This window comes from Marinobacter sp. CH_CUG1437-1 (assembly GCF_037029655.1).
Taxonomy (GTDB): domain Bacteria; phylum Pseudomonadota; class Gammaproteobacteria; order Pseudomonadales; family Oleiphilaceae; genus Marinobacter; species Marinobacter salsuginis.
Genome location: NZ_JAYMEW010000001.1, coordinates 1 through 24224 on the forward strand (window position 1 = coordinate 1; position 24224 = coordinate 24224).

At 56.7% G+C, this 24224-nt stretch carries 20 protein-coding genes and 1 pseudogene; 10 read left to right on the forward strand and 11 right to left on the reverse strand.

Annotation, left to right across the window (positions count from 1 at the left end):
- Positions 1-136 precede the first annotated feature (136 nt).
- Together istA and istB are read left to right on the forward strand one after the other, a co-directional pair.
- Positions 137-1642 carry an IS21 family transposase gene (gene istA, locus WA411_RS00005; RefSeq protein ID WP_291911394.1) on the forward strand — a complete coding sequence of 502 codons (1506 nt, stop codon included), beginning with the start codon at positions 137-139 and terminating at the stop codon, positions 1640-1642.
- Positions 1629-2369 carry an IS21-like element helper ATPase IstB gene (gene istB / locus WA411_RS00010; RefSeq protein ID WP_291911398.1) on the forward strand — a complete coding sequence of 247 codons (741 nt, stop codon included), beginning with the start codon at positions 1629-1631 and terminating at the stop codon, positions 2367-2369. Before istA ends, istB begins: the two co-directional genes overlap by 14 nt.
- Here the strand turns inward: istB and WA411_RS00015 are convergent.
- The 4 genes and pseudogenes from WA411_RS00015 to WA411_RS00030 form a co-directional block, all read right to left on the reverse strand.
- Complete coding sequence (locus WA411_RS00015) at positions 2366-4564, reverse strand: hypothetical protein (protein ID WP_291905772.1); 2199 nt, start codon at positions 4562-4564, stop codon at positions 2366-2368. The genes istB and WA411_RS00015 overlap by 4 nt on opposite strands.
- Complete coding sequence (locus WA411_RS00020) at positions 4551-6626, reverse strand: hypothetical protein (protein WP_291905770.1); 2076 nt, start codon at positions 6624-6626, stop codon at positions 4551-4553. The genes WA411_RS00015 and WA411_RS00020 overlap by 14 nt, the downstream gene beginning before the upstream one ends.
- Positions 6627-6785: 159 nt before the next feature.
- Positions 6786-6980: pseudogene (locus tag WA411_RS00025) on the reverse strand (magnesium chelatase domain-containing protein); the annotation flags it as partial.
- 63 nt (positions 6981-7043) lie between these two features.
- A complete protein-coding gene (locus WA411_RS00030) occupies positions 7044-7298 on the reverse strand; it encodes an accessory factor UbiK family protein (RefSeq protein WP_069184757.1) in 255 nt (84 codons plus the stop codon).
- A gap of 381 nt (positions 7299-7679) precedes the next feature.
- Here WA411_RS00030 and glnK point away from each other — a divergent pair, with 381 nt between their 5' ends.
- Entirely contained in the window at positions 7680-8018 is a 339-nt protein-coding gene (glnK, locus tag WA411_RS00035; RefSeq protein ID WP_008173268.1) for a P-II family nitrogen regulator, read from the forward strand.
- 74 nt (positions 8019-8092) lie between these two features.
- The gene (locus WA411_RS00040; RefSeq protein WP_069184756.1) at positions 8093-9376 is read left to right on the forward strand and encodes an ammonium transporter; all 1284 of its coding nucleotides are present in this window, start codon (positions 8093-8095) and stop codon (positions 9374-9376) included.
- 66 nt (positions 9377-9442) lie between these two features.
- Here the strand turns inward: WA411_RS00040 and speE are convergent, their stop codons facing one another.
- Positions 9443-10324, reverse strand: a complete 882-nt coding sequence (gene speE, locus WA411_RS00045) for a polyamine aminopropyltransferase (protein WP_291905766.1) — start codon at positions 10322-10324, stop codon at positions 9443-9445.
- 178 nt (positions 10325-10502) lie between these two features.
- Between speE and speA the strand changes: the two genes are divergently transcribed.
- The gene (gene speA / locus WA411_RS00050; RefSeq protein WP_291905764.1) at positions 10503-12413 is read left to right on the forward strand and encodes a biosynthetic arginine decarboxylase; all 1911 of its coding nucleotides are present in this window, start codon (positions 10503-10505) and stop codon (positions 12411-12413) included.
- Positions 12414-12419: 6 nt separating this feature from the next.
- On the opposite strand, the gene WA411_RS00055 is transcribed toward speA, so the two are convergent.
- The gene (locus WA411_RS00055; RefSeq protein ID WP_291905762.1) at positions 12420-13457 is read right to left on the reverse strand and encodes an AraC family transcriptional regulator; all 1038 of its coding nucleotides are present in this window, start codon (positions 13455-13457) and stop codon (positions 12420-12422) included.
- A gap of 235 nt (positions 13458-13692) precedes the next feature.
- On the opposite strand from WA411_RS00055, the gene WA411_RS00060 reads away from it, so the two are divergent.
- Complete coding sequence (locus tag WA411_RS00060; protein WP_064228420.1) at positions 13693-14292, forward strand: sigma-70 family RNA polymerase sigma factor; 600 nt, start codon at positions 13693-13695, stop codon at positions 14290-14292.
- Positions 14289-14927: a ChrR family anti-sigma-E factor gene (locus WA411_RS00065; RefSeq protein ID WP_069184752.1), complete on the forward strand. Its 639-nt coding sequence runs from the start codon at positions 14289-14291 to the stop codon at positions 14925-14927. The genes WA411_RS00060 and WA411_RS00065 overlap by 4 nt, the downstream gene beginning before the upstream one ends.
- Positions 14928-15012: 85 nt before the next feature.
- On the opposite strand, the gene WA411_RS00070 is transcribed toward WA411_RS00065, so the two are convergent.
- Positions 15013-15756, reverse strand: coding sequence for an SDR family oxidoreductase (locus tag WA411_RS00070; protein WP_291905759.1), 744 nt, complete (start codon positions 15754-15756; stop codon positions 15013-15015).
- Between the two features lie 167 nt (positions 15757-15923).
- Between WA411_RS00070 and WA411_RS00075 the strand changes: the two genes are divergently transcribed.
- The 3 genes from WA411_RS00075 to WA411_RS00085 all read left to right on the forward strand — a co-directional run bounded on the left by WA411_RS00075 (position 15924) and on the right by WA411_RS00085 (position 20663).
- Complete coding sequence (locus WA411_RS00075; RefSeq protein WP_069184750.1) at positions 15924-17699, forward strand: acyl-CoA dehydrogenase C-terminal domain-containing protein; 1776 nt, start codon at positions 15924-15926, stop codon at positions 17697-17699.
- 273 nt (positions 17700-17972) lie between these two features.
- Positions 17973-18764 carry a tRNA cyclic N6-threonylcarbamoyladenosine(37) synthase TcdA gene (tcdA, locus tag WA411_RS00080; protein WP_291905755.1) on the forward strand — a complete coding sequence of 264 codons (792 nt, stop codon included), beginning with the start codon at positions 17973-17975 and terminating at the stop codon, positions 18762-18764.
- Between the two features lie 21 nt (positions 18765-18785).
- Positions 18786-20663 carry a cation:proton antiporter gene (locus WA411_RS00085; RefSeq protein ID WP_069184748.1) on the forward strand — a complete coding sequence of 626 codons (1878 nt, stop codon included), beginning with the start codon at positions 18786-18788 and terminating at the stop codon, positions 20661-20663.
- Here WA411_RS00085 and WA411_RS00090 read toward each other — a convergent pair.
- The 4 genes from WA411_RS00090 to WA411_RS00105 form a co-directional block, all read right to left on the reverse strand.
- On the reverse strand, positions 20649-21632 hold the full coding sequence (locus WA411_RS00090; protein ID WP_069184747.1) for an NADP-dependent oxidoreductase: 984 nt from the start codon (positions 21630-21632) through the stop codon (positions 20649-20651). The genes WA411_RS00085 and WA411_RS00090 overlap by 15 nt on opposite strands.
- 81 nt (positions 21633-21713) lie before the next feature.
- A complete protein-coding gene (locus tag WA411_RS00095; protein ID WP_069184746.1) occupies positions 21714-22175 on the reverse strand; it encodes an acyl-CoA thioesterase in 462 nt (153 codons plus the stop codon).
- Positions 22175-23257 (reverse strand): SMP-30/gluconolactonase/LRE family protein, encoded by a 1083-nt coding sequence (locus WA411_RS00100; RefSeq protein WP_069184745.1) that lies wholly within the window; start codon positions 23255-23257, stop codon positions 22175-22177. The genes WA411_RS00095 and WA411_RS00100 overlap by 1 nt, the downstream gene beginning before the upstream one ends.
- Before the next feature lie 100 nt (positions 23258-23357).
- Entirely contained in the window at positions 23358-24155 is a 798-nt protein-coding gene (locus tag WA411_RS00105; protein WP_291905750.1) for an alpha/beta fold hydrolase, read from the reverse strand.
- Positions 24156-24224 lie beyond the last annotated feature (69 nt).

A 24224-nucleotide genomic window follows, 5' to 3' on the forward strand; every position in this document is an offset into this window, starting at 1 on the left:
TGTTAGTGGCCAATTAAAGTGACCCACTACTGGCCATTAATTTTGACCCACCTCCGAGTGGCCGTCAGGCCACAGAACCAGCTACTGTCCCCCGCTTTTATCGATGGCCGGGGGCATGTCAGTGAAGGAGTGGGTTGTGATACACAAGATCAAGGCACTGCACGATAACGGTAAAGGACTGTCGATCCGCGCCATCAGCCAGGAACTGGGGTTATCCCGGAACACGGTACGCAAGTATTTGCGGCTGGAGGTGGATGCGATCACAGAGCAGTTTGCAGATCCCTCGCGGAGCAAGCGCCTCGATGATCATCGGGATTACCTGGTGCATTTGCTCAAGCAATTTCCCAAGCTCAGCGCCGTCAAGATTGCCCGTAAGCTTCAGGCCAAGGTCGGCGACTTACCGGCCTCAGATCGCTCCATTCGCCGTTATGTGCGAGCACTCAAGGAGGAAGTGGCCTCGGCCCAGATGCGCTACTACGAACCCATTCTGGACGATGTGCCGGGTGTTCAGTGCCAGGTGGACCCCGGTGAGTTACGTGGTGTGTTGATCGGTGGCGAAGAGCGCACGCTGCACTTCGTGGTGTTCGTGCTGTCCTACTCGCGGCTGATGTACGTGGGCTTGGCCTTCCGCCCTCTGGATACCCAGACCTTTATCCAGCTCCACGATGAAGCCTTGCGGTACTTTGGCGGTCTGCCGGAGGAATGCGTTTACGATCAGACCAAGCTGGTGGTGATCAACGAGCAGTACCGGGAACTGACTCTCAACCAACGTTTCCATGAGTATGCCACCACCGCCGGGTTCCGGATCCATGCCTGCGAAGGCTATGACCCGGAGAGCAAGGGCAAGGTGGAAGCCGGCGTAAAATACGTCAAACAGGACTGCCTTTACGGCGAGGTCTTCCGGGACCAGGAACACGTGTGTCAGCACGTGCAGGACTGGGTTGAGAGTGTGGCCAATGTCCGCATCCACGGCACCACCGGAGAACCACCCCGGGAGCGGTTCGAGCAGGATGAACGAGAACATCTGGCGGCCTATCTGTCACCGGCGTGCGTGCAGTCTGTGGCCCGGGAGACACGAAGAGCCGACAAGACCGGCCTGATCGCCTGGAAGGCCAACAAATACTCCGTGCCCATGGCCTGGCAACAGGCCCGGGTGGGCGTTCTGGAGTCCGGCGGCCAACTGCACATCAGCGACCTGAGCACAGGCGACGTCATCGCCAGTCATGGCCTGTGTACGGACAAGGGCAAGGTGATCAAGAACACCCATCACTACCGGGATCATGCCCAGCGCGTGAGCAAGCTGGAAGCCGACATCAGCGCCCGGATCGGCAGTGATGTCGGGCATCGGTTGTGCCAGCAGCTCAAACGCTCCGAGCCCAAGATCTACAAGGATCAGTTGGTGGCTGCCCGCGACTTGCTCAAGCGCCACGAACCCGTGGATTCCGTGTTGATCACGACGCTGGCAGAGCGCCCCGGCATGACCGCCACACGACTGCAAAGCTACCTGGAAGCGGCCCAGGCCGCCGTTCTGCGGGAGCGACAGCCGGAGCCGTTACCGCAACCCAAGCAAGCATTGGATCTGAGTGCCTACCAGCGTCTTGGCCACTCCAGTGGCCAGGGGGTGACCCATGAGCCAGCTTGAGCAAACCGTGGCCCGATACCGCAGCCTGCGTCTGAGCGCAGCCGCTGATGAATTAACGAATCTGCTGTCTGAGGCAGAAGCCAACGAGATGTCTTATCTGAGCTTCGCGGACAGGCTTGCCGAACATGAGATGACTCAGCGCCAGGACAAGCGCATCCGCCGGAACCGGAAGATGGCCGCGTTCCCTGCCGAGAAGCGCCTGGAGGGCTTCGACTACCGGCACCAGACCACCATTACCAAACGTCAGGTAAATGCCTTGCTGGACTTCCAGTTCATCGACGAGCGGAACAACCTGGTGTTCATCGGCCCGCCGGGTGTGGGCAAGACCCACCTGGCCATCGGGATCGGCCACAAGGCGGTGGAAGCTGGTTACCGGGTGTTGTTCCGCAATGCCCTGGATCTGGTGGAAGAACTGGAACTGGCCGAAATGAAAGGGGAACTGAAAAAGCGGGTCAGCCAGTTGGCCAAGTACGACCTGCTGATCATCGACGAACTGGGCTATCTACCCATGACCCGGCAGGCCCGGTACAACCTGTTCCAGCTGATCAACAGCCTGTACGAATACCGGTCCATCATCCTGACCACCAACAAGGACTTCACCAGCTGGGGTGAGTTCTTCCACGACGACAACGTGGCGGTGCCGATCATTGACCGGGTTATCCATCATTCACACATCTTTATGTTGGGAGGAGAAAGCTATCGACTGAAGCAGAAAGTTACAAGCTAGACTATGAAAGGTGGGTCAATTTTATTGGCCAAAGGTGGGTCAAAATAAATGGCCATTGACACATATGGTTCAATTCGATAAATTCCCTTTGAGAAGGCGATTACAAGCCAATCTTCCAACTCTGATTCGCCAATCAACGATATGTTTGAAACTTGAAAATGGTCACACACTGCGCTGTATAAGAGATCAAGGTTTTCCTCTTCGCCAGATTGCTCTTCCGAACTCCAGTCCCTCAGCTGTTTCGCAGCATACTCAGCTTCGATCTGCGGCAGCTCTTCTCCCGGGAAATTTGCCTCAATATATGCGTAAACGTGTTCAGCACTACTGTGCCCGGCAACCCAGCGAGCCGCATCTAGTGAGCTGTACTTGAAACACCAAAAGAAGGTGATTAAGAAGGACTTTCTGAGTTCGTGTGGACGGACATACCATCGCCGCCCGTGAGAGTCTGAAGGGAGAGCAACATAATCACAAAAAGCATCAAGACAATCGATAAAAGCCATTGAGTCCAGAACTCTCGGGTTTGGTGTGCCAGTCACCCGAAAGGTTGGGAGATAAAAAAGGCTTTCTTGAGCATAGCTGTCGTTGTCTGAAAAAAGTTCACACAACGCGTCGCCCAATCGACCCAGAAGACTAATAGCTCTTGCGGTAACGGCAGGAATAGGCTTCGAAGTATTTAGCAAATGGTCGTTGGCGTTTGCCTTCCGATTTTTGTGCTCAATCCAGTAACCGTCGCCCTCAACAAGTCTCACGCAATCTCTGCGCAAGGACCGCAATTCAGACCCTCGGCTAGGCTTGGTAATCCCAATCAGTACTACCACCCCTCCTACAAGCACCTGCAAAATGTCGGAAAGAGCAGGAGCGGTTCGAAGCAAATGATGTACGTTCCTCGAGTGCGCCGCAAAAACCGTAGTCCAGCCGCTTATTCTGAGCTCAGAAAGTTGGTCTGGAACGCTACGCCTTATCCAATCGTTACGGCTATCTCGTTTGACTCGTCGAACGCTAGATGAGTCTCTTTGTTCGTTGAAAAGGCCTAGTCCGCTAAACGCTCGGAGGGCTTCAATGTAAAAATCGACTATAACGTCTCCGACGGTAACCAGGAGGCGAAGAGCCTCGGTCGTATACTGAAGAGCTGTTTTGAGGGGAACCCATGGGGTGTGCTTTACCGGTGAAGATTTATGCGCAACCATATATTTCGGAGCTGAAAGGTCAATGTGCTCTGTGGGGGGCAGCGCATCGGGTAGGTGCCTCTTAAGTCGGAATAGGTCTTTCCAAGTCGATAGCATTGCAGATGCATGCGTAAAAGAAACCGGTGTTCTGAATACGGTGTCAATGTCTCTGATCCAATGTCCGGGATACTCGGTGTTAAAGCCATTGATTGGAAGCAGCAGTTGGCTTGATGCTTGAACAAGCTCAGGCTCAAACTGTCTCAGGAAGGAGTTCATGCGGTCCGACTTCATTTCCTGCCAACCGCAGGAAAGACAATCGGCAAGCAAGCCTCGATCGATATATCGTTGATTCCAATCCCTGCTACTGTTTTTCCGTGTGTAAAAATTCTCACTTTCTAGCCAAGCGGTTATCGCTTCAGTATCCGCCGGTGGTATCTGGAACAATCTTTGATCCGTGGATAACTGAACTTCGCGCCCGAGGGCTTTTTCGTAGAAATAACGAAGACAGCGTTCGGGTAACTGCAGTAGCCTAGATTTCCCTCCCGAGATGTAACTTGAGAAAAAGTCGTTGATCGCGCCAGTATTGACTCTTGAGAATGCATGAGTTCTTGGGGCGAACAATGCCTCATTGAGGAATAGCCACTGGCATAGGGTTTTCATCCTAGCGGCCCACTGCTCAAGGGCCAAACTACTGTCTATGCCAAATCCTGAGAGAAAGCGGACCAAGAATGTCGCCCGTTGGGCAATGCCAAGGATATAGCTATTTTCGGGGTCAGTAAGGAGGCTGCCATCAGGAAGAGTTGCACGCCAATGTAAGACTCTCACTCTTCTCCAGGCACCGTTCACGAATCGGCTTTCGCTGGTACGTAAAGGCCAAATCGGTGCAGTCACGTCTGACAGCAGCCAATCGGCCTTCCATGCACCATCATAAGGCATCAGGCTTTGCCGCCCGTGATCAAGCAATGCGAGCAGAGTTGCTCTCTCATCGACATTGAAGTGCGAAGGCATATTCGTTTTATTGTTGCGCATGCTGTGACCTCACACGCCTTAACAACAGGTCAGTCCATTGGGTCTTATTAATCAAACCACCCATTTTTGATTCGGCAGCGAAGTGGGCCTCGCGCATATCAGAATTGCGGTGACTAGGAAGTTGATGGCGGAGCAACTCCGCCAAGTCAAGAAAGTATCTCGGATGTAGGCCAGAAACCGGGTCTGGCTGATCTAAAATGGCCGCGCCAACACCAGCCTTTAAGACGGTTTCTTGGTAGAGATACAAATACGTCAGCGTTCGAGCAGAAATAGATACTGTAAGGTTGGCACGCGACGCGGAATCCCCCTGATCGCAATTGGATAGCACTGAAAAGCGCTCATGAAGCTCTTTGCCTAGCGAAGAGGAACTAGTCGAATGCTGCTCTAACATTTGTGCAAGAAAACAGTGCAAATCTTCGAGGGCTTGAAAATCGGTTACGGCGAGGAGAAAGTCTTCGTCGGCAGCAGCGACTGCTAACAATAAATTTTGGAAGCGGCGAATAAGACGAGTATTCCAGGCATCAAGAAGGGGCCTCGGTATGTAATGATTTATGACCACTCGCTTTGTATTCCCAAGTTTTTTACTCATTCGCTGAATGGAGCCTGTTCTAAACCATTCTAGGACACCTTCAGTTGCTCTTATCTTTGAAAGAGATATCGTGCCGCGAGGCAAAACAGAATCAAGGTCTGGGAAGTACTGATAAATGTGGTCTCTACCCGCATCATTTGTTCCCTGCAGTTTTCTGTGCACCTGCGCAAGGTTGGGGACTCTGTGGATCTGATCCGCTCGATAAGGCCGACAAAGGAATAAAAGGTTTCCCACGGCTGGATTAGAAACGATTACTCTCTTCCGATAACGACGACTCATTCGAATGAGCGTTGTTACAAGCTCATAAGAGACATCATCAAGTAGGGAATCGCTCATTTTTACCGCACGAGGCTTTTCAATGCGGAAAGAAAGCCCGGAATTATTCAGCTCTAAGTAAGGGCGGCCATTCTTGTCCTTTACCTTAGCCAACAGTAGCGAATGAGAAGTAAAAGTAGGATTCCTCATCATTAACAGAGCTGCGCAGACAGCAATGTCTGTATGATTTAGGCTACCCAACATCCAACTGATTCTGTCAAATACGGAAACCTCTACTGAAACTGGTGAGGGAGCCGAGGCAGGAACTCGAATGGTGGCGTGGCAGGGGAAATACAGAGTGGACTTTTCGAAGTCCTTAGCGTTGCAATTACTACCGTGAAAATGGTGCAAAAGTGATAGAAGGTTCCCTAGAGTAGTCTCGGTTCTTCCGTCTGCCAGGCGGGTGTTTAAGCGTATAGCCTTTTCGACAGGCCCAGCGCTTCCAATCGAGAGTTGAGCCAAAAGAGCATCGAGATTAGTCTCCTGTACTAGTTTTTCCCCATACTCGAAGTGCTCCTTGATCTGGCACCACCACCTAAGAAGTGCGTCCTCCAAAACCCGCCTTTTTTCACTCAATGAGTCCCGAATTTCCTCAAGATATTCAGCATCAGTTCTACCAATCGAAACACTCACGAGGGTTTTGTCGATCGCCTTTGTCTCGGGGCTGGGCTTGGGTTGTCCAAGGAGTTGAGTGAGTTCGCGAGCTTGAGCTATAGCAGCTTCACTCACTCGGGCTCTAGGAATTTCTACACCCAAAGGAATGAGGTCATGTGCATCTCTTAGAGTCTCAAGGTGGTGTGCTAAGTTACTGTTCCAGTCTTTCACCCTGTTTGCGAGGGTGCGTTTCGTATCTGTTCGACCCAGAGCATATTCATAAAAGCGAACTACCAGGTCTTGCCAATCCGACTCCCTTTTTGGGAGGGCCGTCAATTGAAAGGCTCTGACTGCGGCGCCAATCTCAGCGTTTATTTTAGTTAGCTGACTTTTTTGGCTAGCTGCACGCTTTCCTGACAAATTACGCGCCACTAACGTAATGAAGCGTCGACCATCAGGACCTAGAGCGCAAAATGCTGACAAATTCAGTGACCACTTACTCTCGAATTCGTCGACTATCCAAGCCTTCCATTCTTGACTGTCATTCAAATCCAAATGAATCACGACTCTTCCTCCAAAAAGGAATCTGTCAGATACGACCTGTCAAAACAGCATTCGCGTAGATTCACCATCGGTCCACAACTGGCTGAATATATTGAAAGTCATCTCAGCTGCGATGAGAATTTCGGAACTATTAATAAGAAGTGTAGTCTATAAAAAGGCCGTGATTCTGCGGGCAGGAAACTCGAAGCCGGCGTTCAGGAGAGCGCTCCGAACGCGCTCCTTGCTTTCTCGGACACCGGTTTCCGGCAGGCCCACGATCGAGAGCGCCGGCAGACCGCCGGAAAGATGGACCTCGACGGTAACGGCCGGCGCTGACACGCCAATTGAGGCGCGGGAATGAACGATAGCAAGCATGACAACCTTCCATGGTAATGAGCGGAACTGCTGGCCCGGCGTCCTGCCGGGCGTGTCCGTGGTTTACTGTTTTGGCAGGGAATTTTCCAGTTCGGCCACCCGCTTCTCGAGCGCGTCCACCTTTTCACGGGTCTTCAGCAAGACGGCCTGCTGGGCATCGAATTCCTCTCGTGTCACCAGCTCAAGGCGGGACAGTACGGCCATCACAGTCGCCCGGGCCTGGGTTTCAAAATCTTCCCGTGCAGCGCGGGCCATGTCGGGTACGAACTGGCCAAACTGGCCCTGCAGCTGAGCAAAAATATCCTGTGGACCTTTCACACATCACCTCACGAATCACTGAAATGTCCGGCTTCGACTAAAAGACAGGGCCTGTTGCCGGTCTGCGGGAGTGTATCACATCGCAGCCCCTGCCATACTGTAGGTTGCGGACCCTATAATGGGGGCTGCCCGGCCAGAGAGCCCGCTCCAATTTGGCTCACTGGTCAGCTACCCGCTCTATTTTGGTGCACAACTTTGCGCCATTCTGGTACGCGGATATCATATATAATTGTTTTTATTGTAATTTTTTGCGTTGGCATACCCGATGCTAAAGCTCTCGTACGCAATCCGCACAATTGGTGTGCGAGGTGGCAGCATCCCGAACTCAACAATCGGCCGACGGGCCCTCACTGTTGGGACGGCTTTACCAAGGAGAAAGCAATGAAACTTGTGACAGCGATCATCAAGCCTTTCAAGTTGGATGATGTCCGTGAGGCACTATCCGAGATTGGCGTACAAGGCGTAACCGTCACTGAAGTCAAAGGCTTCGGTCGGCAAAAAGGCCATACAGAACTCTATCGTGGCGCGGAATATGTAGTGGACTTCCTGCCCAAAGTGAAGGTGGAAGTTGCCATTGGCGACAACCTGCTGGACCAGGTCATCGAGTCCATCACCAAGGCAGCCAACACCGGCAAGATCGGCGACGGCAAGATCTTTGTGACTGAACTGGCTCAAGCCATCCGGATCCGGACTGGCGAAACCGGCGAAGAAGCGGTCTGAACCAGCTCTGATAATTCGAACAGCCAACGCAAAAAATTTTTATAACCTGAAAAGCCTCGTGCGGAGGGCTTCATATGGAAAGCAATCTAAATCACATTTTTGAACTCCAGTATGCGCTGGATACCTTTTACTTCCTGATTTGCGGTGCCCTGGTCATGTGGATGGCCGCCGGCTTTGCCATGCTGGAAGCTGGCCTGGTGCGTGCCAAGAACACCACCGAAATCCTGACCAAAAACGTGGCCCTGTTTGCGGTCGCCTGTACCATGTACCTGATTGTCGGCTACGACATCATGTACGACGGTGGCATCTTCCTGAGCGGCGTCACAACTGTGGCCGAGATGGACGACGCAGCCATTGCCGGTGTCATTGCAGCCTCTACCGAAGCTGGTTTCAGCGACATGGGTGAGTACAGTGGCGCTTCCGACTTCTTCTTCCAGGTTGTCTTCGTTGCGACCGCCATGTCCATCGTTTCCGGTGCCGTGGCCGAGCGCATGAAGCTCTGGGCTTTCCTTGCTTTCGCGGTTGTTATGTGTGGTTTCATCTACCCGATGCAGGGTTCCTGGACCTGGAACGGCGACGCGGTATTCGGCATGTACGAGCTGAGCTACAGCGACTACGCCGGTTCCGGTATCGTTCACATGGCCGGCGCAGCTGCAGCCCTGGCTGGCGTTATCCTCCTCGGCGCCCGTAAAGGCAAGTACGGCGCCAAAGGCGAGATCCGCGCCTTCCCGGGTGCCAACCTGCCCCTGGCAACGCTTGGTACCTTCATCCTGTGGATGGGCTGGTTCGGGTTCAACGGTGGCTCTACCCTGAAGCTGGGTGGTATCGGTGTTGCCAACGAAGTTGCCAACGTGTTCCTGAACACCAACGCGGCTGCAGCCGGTGGCCTGATTGCTGCCCTGATCGTAGCTCGCCTGATGTTCGGCAAGGCTGACCTGACCATGGCCCTGAACGGCGCCCTGGCTGGTCTGGTTGCCATCACTGCCGAGCCGGCGGACCCATCTCCCCTGCTCGCCACCATCATTGGCGCCATCGGTGGCACCCTGGTTGTGTTCTCCATCGTGACCATGGACAAGCTGCGCATTGACGACCCGGTCGGTGCCATCTCTGTGCACGGCGTGGTTGGTATCTGGGGTATCTTCGCGGTTCTCCTGTCCGACGCAGACGCTACCTTCATGGGTCAGCTGGTCGGCATGCTCACCATCTTCGTCTGGGTATTCGTTACCAGCCTGATCGTCTGGAGCATCCTGAAAGCCGTCATGGGCATTCGGGTCAGCGAAGAAGACGAGTACGAAGGTGTGGATCTGTCCGAGTGCGGTATGGAAGCCTATCCGGAGTTTGTCAGCGGCAAGCAGTAAACCCTGACACGAAGCACGAAAAAAGGGGCGCCATCCGGCGCCCCTTTTTTCGTTTGCAGACCTTACTCAGGCTTCTTCCGGCCGAACCTCATCTTCCAGTGCGTCCACCATGAACTGAGGCATTGCCAACGCACCCCGATGCACGCCGGCATTGTAATAGCGGGTGACGAATGGCCGATTGTTGGCATCTTCCTCACGGAAGTATTTGACCGGGTTCTCCTTGCTGGCCATGGTGCAACTCCACCAGCCGGTCGGATAGACCGGCTGCGGGAATGGCAAGGTCTGCACGTGCTCGAATCCTGCCTTGCGCATGTCGTCGTGAATGCCTTTGATGATGCTGTCGGTGTGCAAGAGCGGTGATTCGCTCTGCTGGACAATGATGCCACCTTCACGCAGCGCCAGCATGGCATCCCGGTAGAAATCCAGGGCAAACAGGCCTTCGGCGGGACCGACCGGATCGGTGCTGTCGATGATGATCAGGTCGACACTGTTCGGCTCAATGTCCCGCATCCACTGGATGCCATCCCCGAAGAAGAAATTGGCGCGCGGATCACTGTTCGCTTCGCACAGCTCCGGGAAATACTTCTCTGACATACGGGTGACGCGCTCGTCGATTTCCACCTGCCAGGCTTCTTCGACGCCCGGATGTTTGAGCACCTCTTTCAGGGTGCCGCAGTCACCGCCGCCGACAATGACCACCTTTCTGGGATCCCGATGAGTGAACAGGGCCGGATGGGTCATCATCTCGTGGTACAGGAAATTATCGCGGGTAGTCAGCATCACGCAGCCATCCAGAACCATCAGGTTACCGAAGGTCTCGGTCTCGTAGATTTCCAGTTTCTGGAACGGTGTCTGTTCCTCATGAAGCTTCCTTTTCACCTGCAGGGAAAACGCCGTCCCCTGGTCCTGGAATACCTCGGTAAACCAGCCGTCGTTGAGTGCTGTCATGTCTTGCCTCCCGCTGTGGGCCATGGGCTGAATTGAAAGGGCGTATTGTAGGGGTGCCCCCTCGTGAGCTAAAGCGATAATCGCGGTGAATGGCCAGGTTTTTTCCGCACCGGGTGCTTTTAGCCCGGAGTGGGAATCCATACAATGGCGGCCAGTGTTTCCTGACAGGATAGCAAGCATGAACGAAGCCAGCGCCACCCCGGCCCACAAGGTCTACAACATTGCCCACTGGAGCGATGGCTATATCGGTGTCAATGATCAGGGCGAGGTATTGATCCGCCCGGATCGCGGCCACAGCGACGCCCGAATCAACCTGCCGGAGTTGACCCGGGCTCTCACCGACTCCGGCGTTCAACTGCCGGTACTGGTTCGCTTCGTTGATATCCTGCACGACCGGGTCAACAAACTGTGTAATGCCTTTAACAAGGTCGCAGGAGAGCACGCCTACCAGGGACGCTACACGGCGGTTTATCCGATCAAGGTTAACCAGCAGCGACGCGTGGTCGAGGAGCTGCTGGCCACCGAGCCGGCCGCCTCGAAAGGCCAGATCGGCCTCGAAGCGGGCAGCAAACCGGAACTGATGGCGGTGTTGGCGATGTCACAGCAACCAGGATCGGTGATCGTCTGCAACGGCTACAAGGATCGGGAGTATATTCGCCTGGCCCTGATTGGCCAGACCCTGGGCCACCGGGTGTTCATCGTCGTTGAGAAAAAGTCGGAACTGCCACTGATCCTGGAGGAAGCGGAGCGCCTCGGCGTATCGCCGCTGATCGGGGTGCGCGCGCGACTTGCGACCATCGGCAAAGGCAACTGGCAGAACACGGGTGGTGAGAAGTCCAAATTCGGCCTGTCTGCCAGCCAGGTGCTGGATGTCGTCAACACACTGCGTGACGCAGGAGCGCTCCATACCCTGCAGTTGCTGCATTTCCACCTTGGCTCCCAGATCGCCAATATCCGGGATATCCAGACCGGGCTCAGGGAATGCGCCCGCTTTTACAGCGAGTTGCGTCAGATGGGCGCCCCCGTGGGCACCGTGGATATCGGCGGTGGCCTGGGCGTAGACTACGAGGGCACTCGCTCCCGCAGCAGCTGCTCAATGAACTACAGCGTGTACGAGTACGCCTACAATGTCGTGCACGTACTCCAGGCCGAATGCGATCGCCATGGCATTCCCCATCCGGACCTGATCAGCGAATCCGGGCGCGCCCTGACCGCCCACCATTCGGTGCTGGTGACCAACGTGATTGACCGCGAAGCGCCGGAAAACCGGTCGCCGGAGCGGCCGGACGATGCGGCGTCGGCACCATTGCATGACCTCTGGCGCGACCTGGAAAGCCTGCAAGATGCCAGCTCGCCGCGCTCGCTGGCAGAGATCTACCATGACGTGCTGCACGCCATGGCCGATGTTCATGCCCAGTTTGCCCACGGGGTGCTCTCGCTGCAGGAACGGGCCGATGCCGAAACGCTGTACACCCGCTGTTGCCGACTGCTGCGGGATCAACTGGACAGCAGCAATCGCGCCCACCGGGAAATCATCGACGAGCTCAACGAGAAACTGGCGGAGAAGCTGTTCGTGAACTTCTCCCTGTTCCAGTCACTGCCCGACGTCTGGGGCATCGACCAGATCTTCCCGGTTATGCCGATCAATGGCCTCGACCGCCCCCTGAACCGACGGGCAGTCATCCAGGACATCACCTGCGATTCTGACGGACGCATCGACCGATACGTGGATGGCCAGGGCACCGAGACCACCCTGCCCCTGCCCGAGGAAAAGGCCGGTGAGCCGCTGCTTATGGGCTTTTTCATGACCGGCGCCTATCAGGAGATTCTGGGCGACATGCACAACCTGTTTGGCGACACCCATTCTGTGGATGTGCGCCTGACGGCAGATAGTGGCTACCAGATCAGCGATCCCATCGACGGCGATACCGTGGCCAAGGTATTGCGCTATGTGAACTTCGAGCCGGATACGTTGATGGATGCCTATCGAAGCAAGTTCGCCACCTCTGGCATGGCACCAGAGACCCAGTCAGCGCTCATGACTGAGCTCGCCGCAGGTCTGGATGGCTACACCTACCTGGAAGAATAGCCAGAATCAGAGTTTCTGATGTCCGCGACGCCAGGCGCTCGGGGCAACGCCTTCCCACTTGCGAAAGGCCCGGCCAAAGTTGGAGGGATCACTGTAGCCGAGAGCCTCGGCAATCTCGTCGATCGTCAACTCATTACGCCGCAGCAGGTCCACGGCACGGCGGTGTCGGAGCGAGTCCTGCAGCTGTTGGAACCGAACCCCTTCGGCTGCAAGCTGCCGGCGCAGCGTCCTTGTGGACATCTTCAGGTGCGCGGCCACTTCCTCCAGCGCTGGTAAACGCTGGCTTCGCCCGGTTTCGAGCAGGCGTATTACCCGGTCCGAGACCGACGTAGCGCCCTCTATGAACCGCATTTCCTCTTCACACTGGGCCTCGGCAATCCGACGGGTCACCGGGTTCGACAGGGACATGGGCGAATCAAGAAAAACCCGCTTGAACCGAAGCTGATTCACGCCGCTGGCGAAGGAGATCTGACTGCCGAACATTTGGCGATAGGCGGCTGCATTTTCAGGCTCCGGGAAATCCAGAAGGCAGCGCCCGCCATCCAGAAGCCGGTGTCCGAACAGCAAAAGATTAACGTCCATCAACGACGCCATCACCACATCAACATTGAACCGGTACAGGTCTTCGATACTGTGGGCAAGATCCAGCTGTATCACCGCCTCGCGGCCTTCCACGAAGAAAGACAGCTTCATGTAAACAAAACGGATCTGGAAATATTTGATCAACACCGTCAGCGCCTGCTCGAGGGTGTCGCAACTGATGGCGGCCTGGGCAAGGGAGCCGTGGGTGGTGAATTTCAGTCGTTTGCCATATTCAAGCCCGAGGGCCGGATCGCGGCTTTGGACCAGGCTTTCACGACACAGGGCGCTGAACTGATCAACGGTAATGAAATTCTCCGGGTGACCAAGCATAGAAGGCCGGATTCCGGAGGCCGCCAATAACCGGGACCGTTGCAGCCCACGGTCCTCCGCCAACTGGCAGAGAATGTCCGCATAGTGGGCCCGGATAACGGGCAGGTTTCCGGTAATGCCGGGTGCATTCATGGGAGATGGTCTTCCGGTATCGGTGTCTTGTCCAGACTAGACCGCCCTTCAGGTTCCGGCAATCACCGACGAGACGACCGGTGACCGTCGCTGGCGCCAGATTTCGGATTTTTTTCAAACTGGCTGATCCACCCGGCAAACCGATCCGTAAATGTTGGCACTGACAAACCCGGGACGAGTGCATAGAATGATGACCAGAACAAGCTCAAATCATGCGACTGTCAAGGAGCGTCCGGTGACCACACTGGATCAAAAGCCAGCCAGCTCTGAGGGCCGGAAAGACCCCTGGAGCCAGATGCTGCAGAAAGTGGGTAAGAACCAGGATCGCGAAGCATACCACGCGCTGTTCGAGCATTTTGGCCCGCAAATCAAGTACTACGCCATGGCCAACGGCCTGGCAAGCCACGCGGAAGAGCTCGTGCAAGAGGTATTTGTATCCATCTGGAGGCGTTCGTGCCTCTACGATTGGCGCAAGGCCGCTGCTTCCACCTGGATTTTCACCATCGCTCGTAACCAGCGCATCGACATGTTGAGAAAGATGCAGCGCACCAGTGCCGAAATGCCGGTTGAGACGGAAGATCTTTGGCAGATTCCTGGTGAAAACGAGAACGAGCCGGTCACGTCCTTGCACCGTCTTATGTCGGAGCGGCGCATCAGGGAATCCCTGAGCCACCTGCCGGAAGAACAGATCACGGTGATCGCCAAGGTGTATATGGAAAACAAGTCGCACCAGATGGTGGCGGACGAGCTGGACATCCCGCTCGGCACCGTTAAAAGCCGGGTGCGGCTGGCATTGAACAAACTGAAAGTGATACTGCAGGACCAGAACGTATGACACGGCACCACCCCGACAGCCTGAGCCTGATGGAGTACAGCGCAGGTAACCTGAGCGAGCCCCATGCTCTGTGCATCAAGCTCCACCTGGACAAGTGTTCCCACTGCCGCAGCCGTGTGGACACGCTGGACAGTCTGGGTGCTGTGATGATGGAACAGCAACCGAAGGTCACTGTCTCTGAGAGCATGTTCGACAACATCCTTTCAAAGATCGACAGTGAGCCGTCAGTTGAGCCTGCAGCACCTGCCGTCCCAAGGGTAAGCGCGCTTCAGAAGCTTCTTGGCGAAGACCTCAACAGTTTGCCGTGGAAACGTCAGCTTGGGGATGTGAGTGTGCTGGACATTACGGACCGGTTCCCCGGGCAGAAAGAGCAGGTTGTTCTCCAAAAACTCGCTGCAGGCGGGAAAGCTCCGGCACACACCCATCGTGGCGAGGAAACAACCATCGTTCTGCAGGGCGCATTTGCTGACCAGAAAGGTGTGTTCAATCAGTGGGACTTCGTGGTATTGACCGACGAAGACGAGCACAAGCCGGTTGCGGTTGGTTGTGAAGACTGTATTACCCTGTCTGTGCTCAGTGCCCCGGTCAAGCTCACCGGCACGTTTACGCGGATGCTTAACCCGTTCATCCGGTGATGCTGCACCGACTTTTACAGAACGTAAAAAAAGGGGCGATTTATCATCGCCCCTTTTTTCTTGGCTGAACCATCAGTACCCCCGATTACCAGGGCAATTCCGAACCATCCCAACTAATAAACCGCCCGTTATCGTGCTCCTCAACGCTGTCGAGTACCGCCAGCAGGTTGGCGGCCGTTTCGTCAGGAGTATGCACTTTCAGCTTTGCAAGGGATTGACTGAACGGTTCGCTTAACGCCGATTCGGTGGTGCCCGGATGCAGGGACACGCAGGCGAGCGGTTTGCACCGTCGGGGCAACTCGATGGACAGGTTTCGCACCAGCATGTTCAGTGCCGCCTTCGAGCTGCGATAGGCGTACCAGCCTCCGAATCCGTTATCGGTAATCGATCCGACTTTCGCGGAAATCGCCGCCACCCGCTTGAATTCCCGATGACGGAGCCACGGCAACAGTGCCTGAGAGAGTAACCCGAACCCGGTTGCGTTCACGGCAAACGCTCGCGCCATGCTCCCGGCGTCCAGATCCTCAAGCCGCTTCTCCGGGAACATCTCCGGCCCGTGGAGCAAGCCGGCGGCATAGATGAAACCATCAATACCTTCCTTTCGGTCCAGCAACGAGTCCAGTGCCTTTGCAACAGCCGCTGGCGATTCCGCATCCTGCGCATCCCATGGCAACACTGTACTTCGCTCATGGGCCCGCAAAACCTCCGGCGCCCTCTCCGGCTCACGACACAAGCCGATCACACGGATCTGCGAATCCCGTTCGATCAATTGCGCGGCCAGAGCGCCCCCAATGGCGCCGGAAACCCCGGCTATCACTACTCGTTTCATGAAAAACCTCCTGCGTTCCGGAGGACATACGAAAATTCTGTCATCCAGACTGCAAAACGGTGAACCAGCAAATTAAAACAACCGTATGAAACCAGTGTTCAAATCATCTTCGGGGTCCTGCCATTCCGCGCAGAACCCCATTAAAAAGCGCACGTAGGAGAGTATCCATGCAATACCAGGCTCCGGCGAATGACCTTCGCTTTCTGTTGTTTGATGTATTGGGCGCAGACCGGCTGCATGAGCTGGAAAAATACGCCGATGCCACTCCGGATCTGATTTCTGCGGTTATTGACGAGGCCGGCAAACTCGCCGCGGAAGTCATCCAGCCCACCAACCAGGCAGGCGACCGGGAGGGCTGCACCTACGACCCGGAAACCCGCTCAGTGACAACTCCGGACTGCTTCAAGGACGCCTACAAAAAATTCGTTGAGGGCGGCTGGACCGCGCTGGACGCGCCACTTGAATACGGCGGCCAAGGCCTGCCCCACACCCTGAAGTTTGTGGTGGACGAGATGGTCTGTTCCACCAATCTTTCGCTGGGCATGTACCCCGGCCTGACCCACGGCGCCATCAGTGCCCTGCATGCCCACGGCTCCGACGAACTGAAAAAGGTCTACCTGGAAAAACTGATCTCCGGCGAGTGGACCGGCACCATGTGCCTGACCGAACCCCAGTGCGGCACTGATCTGGGTCTGATTCGCACCCGCGCGACGCCGAACGATGACGGCAGCTACGCCATAGAAGGTACCAAGATCTGGATTACCGGTGGCGAGCACGACCTGGTGGACAACATCGTGCATCTGGTGCTGGCCAAACTACCTGGGGCACCTGATACCACCAAAGGCATTTCGCTGTTTGTGGTGCCCAAGTTCCTGCCCGAATCCGGTGAGCGCAACCCGGCGTTCTGCGGCGGCCTTGAGCACAAGATGGGTATCAAGGGCTCCGCCACCTGCGTCATGAACTTTGAAGGCGCCAAGGGCTGGCTCGTCGGCGAGCCGAACGACGGAATGCGTGCCATGTTCACCATGATGAACGAAGCACGCCTGATGGTGGGCATGCAGGGTCTCGGCCTGGCGGAAATGGCTTACCAGGAAAGTCTTGGCTTTGCCCGTGAGCGTTTGCAGAGCCGTTCATTGAGCGGCCCGAAGAACCCGGACGGCCCCGCTGACCCGATCATCGTACACCCGGATGTGCGCCGTATGCTGATGCGGCAGAAAGTTCTTAACGAGGGCATGCGCGCCCTGGCCCTGTTCGCAGGACACCAGCTGGATCTGTCGGTTGCCCATCCGGACGAAACCGTCCGGGAATCCGCCGATGACCTGGTTCAATTGCTTACACCGGTCGTGAAATCCTTCCTTACGGACGAGGGCTTCAACAACGCCAACACCGGTCTACAGGTACTGGGTGGTTCCGGCTTCACCACCGACTGGCCGCTGGAACAGCTGGTACGGGATGGCCGGATTGCCAGGATCTACGAGGGCACCAACGGCATTCAGGCCATGGACCTCGTGGGCCGTAAGCTGAGCCTGAAAGGCGGTCAACTGGTGCGCACCCTGTTCGGAACCCTGAGCGGATACCTCAAGGACAATCCGGAGGCGCCGCACCGGGAAGAACTGAAAAACGCCATGAAAGCGCTGGAAACCGCCACCATGTGGCTGGCCACCAATGCACCGAAGGATCCGGAGCAAGCGGGCGCTGCCGCCACGCCGTATCTGCGCCTTATGGCACTGACCGTGATCGGCTACCTCTGGTCCCGGATGGCCAACGTGGCCAACGAACAGCTTGCCGCGGGCGAGGGCAACAAGCCGCTGCTGGAAAGCAAGGTAGTGTCTGCACGCTTCTACTTTGAAAAGCTGCTGCCGGAAGTGGACTGGCTGCTGGGTGATATCCAGAGTGGCAAGGACAGCCTGATGGCGTTCTCGGACGATCACTGGGCAGCGTGATCCCGATTCCGGCCAGAGACCAGACACTCTGGCCGGAAATGACCGATCAATGACAGCTTGTGACCTTCAGCGCGACACTCCGAGACTTGATAATGATCACGTTGATTAGTGTCTCTGAACTAGTCCTGCCCAGCTCCCCGTCGGACTGGGTATTTTGAAAGCCACGCCCTGCGTGGCTTTTTTTATGGCCACTTTTTTGTCTGTGCGGTCACTGGGTTACAATTGCGCTCTTTGATTTTGTCCGGCTTTTGAACGGACCAACACGGGGACACCATGAACGCCGACGATTACGCTTTCCGCTTTGGCGGTATCGAACGACTCTATGGGCGCCGTGCCCTGGAAGCCTTTCGGAGCAGCCATGTGACCGTGGTCGGGCTTGGTGGTGTCGGGTCGTGGGCCGCGGAAGCCCTGGCCAGAAGCGGCATTGGCACAATCACGCTGATCGACATGGACGATGTCTGTGTATCCAACACCAACCGCCAGCTCCATGCCCTTGAAGGCCAATACGGGCGCACCAAGACCGATGCCATGGCAGACCGGTTGCGGGCGATCAACCCGGCGGCAAACATTCAGGTGCATTTCGGCTTCCTGACCACCAAGAATGTCAGCGAGCTGATCACCGGGGACATGACCGGGGTGGTCGACGCCATCGACAGCGTCAAGGCCAAGGCTGCCCTGATTGCCCACTGCCAGCGCTGGAAGATTCCGCTGGTCTGTGCCGGCGGCGCTGGCGGGCAGATCGACCCAACCCAGATTCAGGTGGCGGATCTGAGCAAAACCACCCAAGACCCACTTTTGGCCAAAGTACGCAACCTGCTGCGCCGGGAATACGGTTTTTCCCGGAACCCGAAGCGTCGCTTTGGTATTGAGGCCGTATACTCCCTGGAGCAGCTGACGTATCCTGCCGGTGACGGCGAAGTCTGCCTTCAGAAACCGGCCACCGACGGCCCGGTAAGACTGGATTGCGCCTCAGGCTTTGGCGCCGCCAGTCCGGTAACCGCCAGCTTCGGTTTTTTTGCGGCCTCCCGACTTCTGAATCGGATCGCCAGACGCGCCAACCAATAGATCAACGGAACTGAAACCAATATGCCAGTCAGTACTGTCCTGCTTCTTGCCAGCATTGGCGTTCTCTCACTTTTCTGCCAGTGGCTTGCCTGGCGCGTCCGCATGCCGGCGATCCTGTTCCTGCTGGCAGGTGGCATTGCCGCCGGGCCTGTCCTGGGCTTTTTGGCCCCGGAAGTGGTTTTTGGCGACCTGCTGTTCCCGGTTATTTCCCTGGCGGTTGCCATCATCCTGTTCGAGGGCAGCCTGACCCTGCGTTACGAAGAAATACGCGGCCACGGCAAGATGGTCCGCAACCTGATTCCTGTGGGCTCGATTGTCACCTGCATCATCGGCACCCTGGCTGCACGCTGGCTTCTGGACGTTTCCTGGGCTGTTGCCCTGCTATTTGGCGCCATTTCCATCGTTACCGGGCCCACCGTAATCGCACCGCTGCTGCGCTCGGTTCGGCCGGATTCGAAACTGGCCAACATCCTTCGCTGGGAAGGGATCATCATTGACCCCGTCGGGGCTCTGCTGGCGGTTCTGGTGTTCGAAGGGATTGTCTCCTGGGGACAGGGCAACGTGTTTGGCCACTCGCTCTATATCTTCGGCAAGACCCTGGCGGTGGGTTTCCTGATTGGTGCTATTGCCGGGTATCTCAATGGCATCGTGTTGCGCAAGCACTGGATTCCCCAGTATCTGCATAACGCCGGCACCCTCACCTTTATGCTCGGCGTTTACGCCATCTCCAACGAATTGGCCCATGAGTCAGGCCTGTTGACGGTCACTGTAATGGGCATCTGGATGGCAAACATGAAGCAGGTGCCCATCGAGAGCATTCTGGAGTTCAAGGAATCCCTGAGCGTTCTGCTGATATCCGCCCTGTTCATCATCCTGGCAGCACGGGTTGAGTTTGCCGCCATTGCCGAGCTGGGCTGGGGCCTGGTGGCCGTGCTGGCCCTGCTGATGCTGGTAGCCCGTCCGCTGAGCATTTTCCTGTCTGCCATCGGTACAAGCCTGAACTGGCGCGAAAAGCTCTTCCTTAGCTGGATTGCCCCCCGGGGCATTGTTGCCGCGGCGGTGTCGGCGCTGTTCGCATTCCAGTTGCAAAAGCTTGGCTATGAAAGCGCCGGTGCTCTGGTACCCCTGGTCTTCATGCTGATCATCGCCACCGTCACCCTGCAAAGCCTGACAGCCCGGCCGATAGCCCGCCTGCTGAGAGTCGCGGAACCGGCGGAATACGGCTTCCTGATTCTGGGTGCAAACCCGGTGGCCCGGATGATTGGCACGGCCCTGAAAAAGTATGAGGTGCCGGTGACCCTGGCCGATACCAACTGGGAGAACGTACGCCAGGCCCGCATGGAAAACCTGCAGGTTTACTTCGGCAACCCCGTGTCTGAGCATGCATCAACTCATCTGGACCTGACAGGCATCGGCAAGCTGCTGGTCATCTCCCCCTACAAGCACATGAATTCCCTGGCCACCTACCACTTCCTGGACTGGTTCGGAAACAAGTGTGTGTTCAGTCTGGCAGAGGGTGATCAGGATCAGAAGGCGCGCCACCAGACGGCTGAAAAGATCCAGATGACCCGAGGCCTGTTTGACGGCGTCAGCTACGCCAAGCTGGCCAGTCTGGTGAGTCAGGGCTTCACGGTGAAGACCACGCAACTGAGTGAAGAGTTTGGTTACGAGGAGTTCCTGAACAAGTACCAGAACCAGGCCCTGGTACTGTTCACCTTCGACAGCAAGGAGCACGTCGCTCCGGTTTGCAGCATGAAAGACCTGAAGCCGGAAAACGACTGGATCCTGATCAGCCTGGTACCACCCCAGGCCAGGAAGGAACGCAAGGAGAAAGAAGCCGAACAGCCATCAGCCGGCGAGGATGCACCGGCCGGGGAAAATCCTTCATCGACAATCTAGCACCAGTTTGCCGCGCACGTGCCCACCTTCAAGCAGTTCGTGGGCCTGCGCAACATCCTCAAGCGAAAAGGCCTTCTCGATGTGCACCTTGACGTCACCGTCCTCGATCAGCTCGGCAATCTCATCCAGGTGAAAAATGTCGGGACGCACCGTCATTCCGTGAGCGCGTAATCCCATTTCCTCCGCCGCACTGATGATGTCATCGGCGGTAACGGTGGGGATGGTAACAAGGACTCCGTGCTCACCCAGGGTGTGTAGTGAGCGCTTACCCGTATCGCCGCCCACCAGATCCAGCACCACGTCCAGGCCATAGCATTCCTCGCCGATATCCGTGGTGCGGTAGTCAATCACTTCGTGCACCCCGAGTTCCGCCAGGAAATCCCGGTTGCCGGCCGAAGCGGTGGCGATGACATGGGCACCGCGCTCCAGTGCAAACTGAACCGCAAAATGCCCAACGCCACCGGCGCCGGCGTGGATCAGAATCTTTTGGCCAGACTCCAGTTTCGCCATTTCAAACAGCGCCTGCCAAGCCGTCAGCGCCGCGAGGGGCAAGGCACCGGCAGACACCAGGTCCAACTCTTCCGGCACGATAGCCAACTCATCAGCCGCCGCCAGGGCGTACTGCGCATAACCGCCACCGCCGGCCGGAAATCCCACCATCCCCATGACCCGATCGCCGGGCGCAAGGGTGGTCACGTTGGCACCAACCCCGACAACCTCACCGGCCACGTCGTATCCTGGTGTCCAGGGCAACGAATTCTCGATCTGCCTGGCCGCAAACCCCAACCCCTTCCGGGTTTTCCAGTCAATGGGATTGAGACCGGCTCCGTGCACCCGGACCAGCACCTGTTCGTCTCCGGGAACGGGTACGTCAGCCTCTACCACCTGCAGGACATCACGCTCCCCAAATCGATCGTAGATCACATGGCGCATTGTGGCTTCAGCATTCTGATCAGCAGTATTTTCCATGGGGATCTCCGGACAACAGGTTAAACGGGATTGGCTTTGAACAAGACTAGCTGAAGTAAAGCACAAAAGTGCTCGGGGGACCTAGAGCCCCTTGCCTCCGGCCACAACAGCAGAGCCGAGGATCTCGGCAAATTCTTTCGGCGCGCGGGCGGGCCGCTGGCTTTTCATATCAACACAGGCGTGAGTGGACACCGCCCTGACCAGGGTTTTGCCATCCGACGGACGCACCAGCTGGAACTGCCGGGCAGACCGGAAACGACCGTCGTAGTCGGTCAGCCAGGTTCCCAACACCAGTTGGTCCCCGGTATTGGCCGAGGCCAGGTAATCGATCTCCGTGCGGGTGATGGCCATCGCCTTGCCGGTTTTCTCATGCAGGGCCCAGGTCATTCCCAGACTCTCTATGTGGGCCCAACTGACGTCTTCAAGCCAGCGCACATAGACAACGTTATTGGCATGTCCGAGCCTGTCGGTATCCTCAGCGCGCACCGTAATATCAATGGTGAAAGGCGCGGGCAGATCCCAGGCAATGTCGTGCTGCTGCATCAGTTGCTTTCTCCGAGACCGGGAATGGCCTGCAACGGTAGCCGGCCAATACGATCATTGTGAAGTGAACCAAAGTACAGGTTGCCATCGTGGGGGTTCACCGAAGTAATCTCCTGCAAATGGGTTCCCCGGGTGTCATGGAGGCTGGTAATAACCTTGCCGTCCCGGTCGAAGGCGATCACCAGACCATATTCCTGCGGGGTGGGCTTCAGGCTGTCAGGCAGCTTTGCCACCAGATCCTTGAGCCAGGGCCGTGGGTGCATGGCATCCACTTTATGATTGCGCAGGGTAGGAAATGCGACCCAGTAGCGGCCCTTCTCATCCACCGCCAGGTTATCGGGAAAACCGGGCAGATTGTCGGCAAACACCTCTGCCTGCCCGGCTTTGGGTCCGTGAATCCAGTACCTCAGGATGCGATATTTCCAGGTTTCGTTAACCAGCACGTAGTCACCTGCAGGAGACACCGCAACGCCATTGGCAAAATGCAGGTTGGCCAGGAGGACTTCGGCCTTGCCGGTTTTCGGGGAGTAGCGCAGCAAACGGCCGTGGGGGCGCATTTCCAGCAGATCCAGCAGGTATTCCGGCTGACGGAATTTCGAGCTGGCGTCGGTGAAGTAAATTCGTCCGTCATCGGCAATATCGACATCATCGGTAAACCGGAACAGCGTACCCTCTGCTTCCCGGGCCAATACGGTAATCTCTCCTTCAGGAGTGATCGAAAGCAGCCCCCGCCAGGAATCCGCCACAATCAGGTTACCCTGCTTATCAAACACCATGCCCAACGGCCGGCCATCGGTGGACAACCAGTTTTCAACCCGACCATCCGGGAACACCCGCACGATATAACCATCCTGGGTGCCGGTGTAGAGCACACCATCCTCACTGACGGCCGTATCCTCGGGACCGTACACCTGGCCGCGGGCCAGCAGGTCCGCCAACCTCAATCTCTCGTTCGGCGCAATGGGTCCGGTGAGGGGCGGCGGTGAGGGCGGACTCCACGCTTTACTGTCAACAGGCGAAGGTGTCAGCAGGAAGCTGCCCAATAGCAGGAAAACAACCAGCAACCCCACCATCCATTTCATACACTCTGCCCGCCTGTTGTTCTATCAATTCCGTGTGTCAGCGTTTGAGTTACCTTAGCAGACCGGCCGGTGGGCAGGAAAATACCTGACACGAGCGCTGTCAGTCTTCGGCACTGAGGAAACGGCGGCACAGGGCAGCAAACGAGTCGGCCTTTTCTGCGTGAAGCCAGTGGCCGGTACCCTGGATAATACGCAACTGCGCCCGCGGAAACAGTCGCTGGATATCATCCCTGTGTTTTTCCTGGATGTAGGCGGAGTCGGCTCCCTTGAGAAACAGCACAGGGCCCTCGAAGGGGCCATCGCCCTCGGGCGCTCTGGCCAGATTCCCATAGCACGCATCAATAACCGGCAGGTTCAGCCGCCAGCGGAACATCGGCCCGCCCTCCTGCTGCGCTTCCCGGGGAATCCGCTCGAGGTTCTTCAGGAGAAACTGACGCACACCCGGCTCTTCAACGAAGTCGGCCATCAGTCTGTCGGCATCCTGTCGGGAACGTACGTCAGTCAGATCCATGCTGGTCAACCCTTCCAGAATGGCATCATGCCGTGGCTTGTAGTTAACCGGGGCAATGTCCGCCACGATCAGCCTGTCCACACGCTCAGGAGCCTGCAAGGCGACCTGCATAGCCACCTTGCCGCCCATGGAGTGACCCAGCAGACTGACCTTATCCAGCCCCTGTGCATCCATATAGGCAAGTACATCTGCCGCCATGGCCGGATAATCCATGGTGTCGGTGTGCGGTGAGCTGCCGTGGTTCCGCTCGTCCAACGCGTGGATCTGCCACTGATCTTCGAGACGGCGGGCGATGCCACCAAGATTGTCGAGGGATCCGAACAGCCCATGCAACAGGACCAGGGGCGGGCCTTCGCCGGTAATACGGTGATTCAGCTCAACAGTCATGGGCAGTCAGTCTCCGGATTGGTCTGCGTTCTCAAACCGGATACATTACCACTGCCAGCCTTGCGAGCA

What these genes read in the sequence shown, in the direction of transcription:
- istB (WP_291911398.1), top strand. Translation starts at nt 1,629, where the DNA reads ATGAGCCAGCTTGAGCAAACCGTGGCCCGATACCGCAGCCTGCGTCTG.
- WA411_RS00040 (WP_069184756.1), top strand. Translation starts at nt 8,093, where the DNA reads ATGGAAAGCAATCTAAATCACATTTTTGAACTCCAGTATGCGCTGGAT.
- WA411_RS00065 (WP_069184752.1), top strand. Translation starts at nt 14,289, where the DNA reads ATGACACGGCACCACCCCGACAGCCTGAGCCTGATGGAGTACAGCGCA.
- tcdA (WP_291905755.1), top strand. Translation starts at nt 17,973, where the DNA reads ATGAACGCCGACGATTACGCTTTCCGCTTTGGCGGTATCGAACGACTC.
- WA411_RS00085 (WP_069184748.1), top strand. Translation starts at nt 18,786, where the DNA reads ATGCCAGTCAGTACTGTCCTGCTTCTTGCCAGCATTGGCGTTCTCTCA.
- WA411_RS00100 (WP_069184745.1), bottom strand. Translation starts at nt 23,257, where the DNA reads ATGAAATGGATGGTGGGGTTGCTGGTTGTTTTCCTGCTATTGGGCAGC.
- WA411_RS00015 (WP_291905772.1), bottom strand. Translation starts at nt 4,564, where the DNA reads ATGCGCAACAATAAAACGAATATGCCTTCGCACTTCAATGTCGATGAG.
- speE (WP_291905766.1), bottom strand. Translation starts at nt 10,324, where the DNA reads ATGACAGCACTCAACGACGGCTGGTTTACCGAGGTATTCCAGGACCAG.
- WA411_RS00090 (WP_069184747.1), bottom strand. Translation starts at nt 21,632, where the DNA reads ATGGAAAATACTGCTGATCAGAATGCTGAAGCCACAATGCGCCATGTG.
- speA (WP_291905764.1), top strand. Translation starts at nt 10,503, where the DNA reads ATGAACGAAGCCAGCGCCACCCCGGCCCACAAGGTCTACAACATTGCC.
- glnK (WP_008173268.1), top strand. Translation starts at nt 7,680, where the DNA reads ATGAAACTTGTGACAGCGATCATCAAGCCTTTCAAGTTGGATGATGTC.
- WA411_RS00075 (WP_069184750.1), top strand. Translation starts at nt 15,924, where the DNA reads ATGCAATACCAGGCTCCGGCGAATGACCTTCGCTTTCTGTTGTTTGAT.
- WA411_RS00055 (WP_291905762.1), bottom strand. Translation starts at nt 13,457, where the DNA reads ATGAATGCACCCGGCATTACCGGAAACCTGCCCGTTATCCGGGCCCAC.
- WA411_RS00095 (WP_069184746.1), bottom strand. Translation starts at nt 22,175, where the DNA reads ATGCAGCAGCACGACATTGCCTGGGATCTGCCCGCGCCTTTCACCATT.
- WA411_RS00070 (WP_291905759.1), bottom strand. Translation starts at nt 15,756, where the DNA reads ATGAAACGAGTAGTGATAGCCGGGGTTTCCGGCGCCATTGGGGGCGCT.
- WA411_RS00105 (WP_291905750.1), bottom strand. Translation starts at nt 24,155, where the DNA reads ATGACTGTTGAGCTGAATCACCGTATTACCGGCGAAGGCCCGCCCCTG.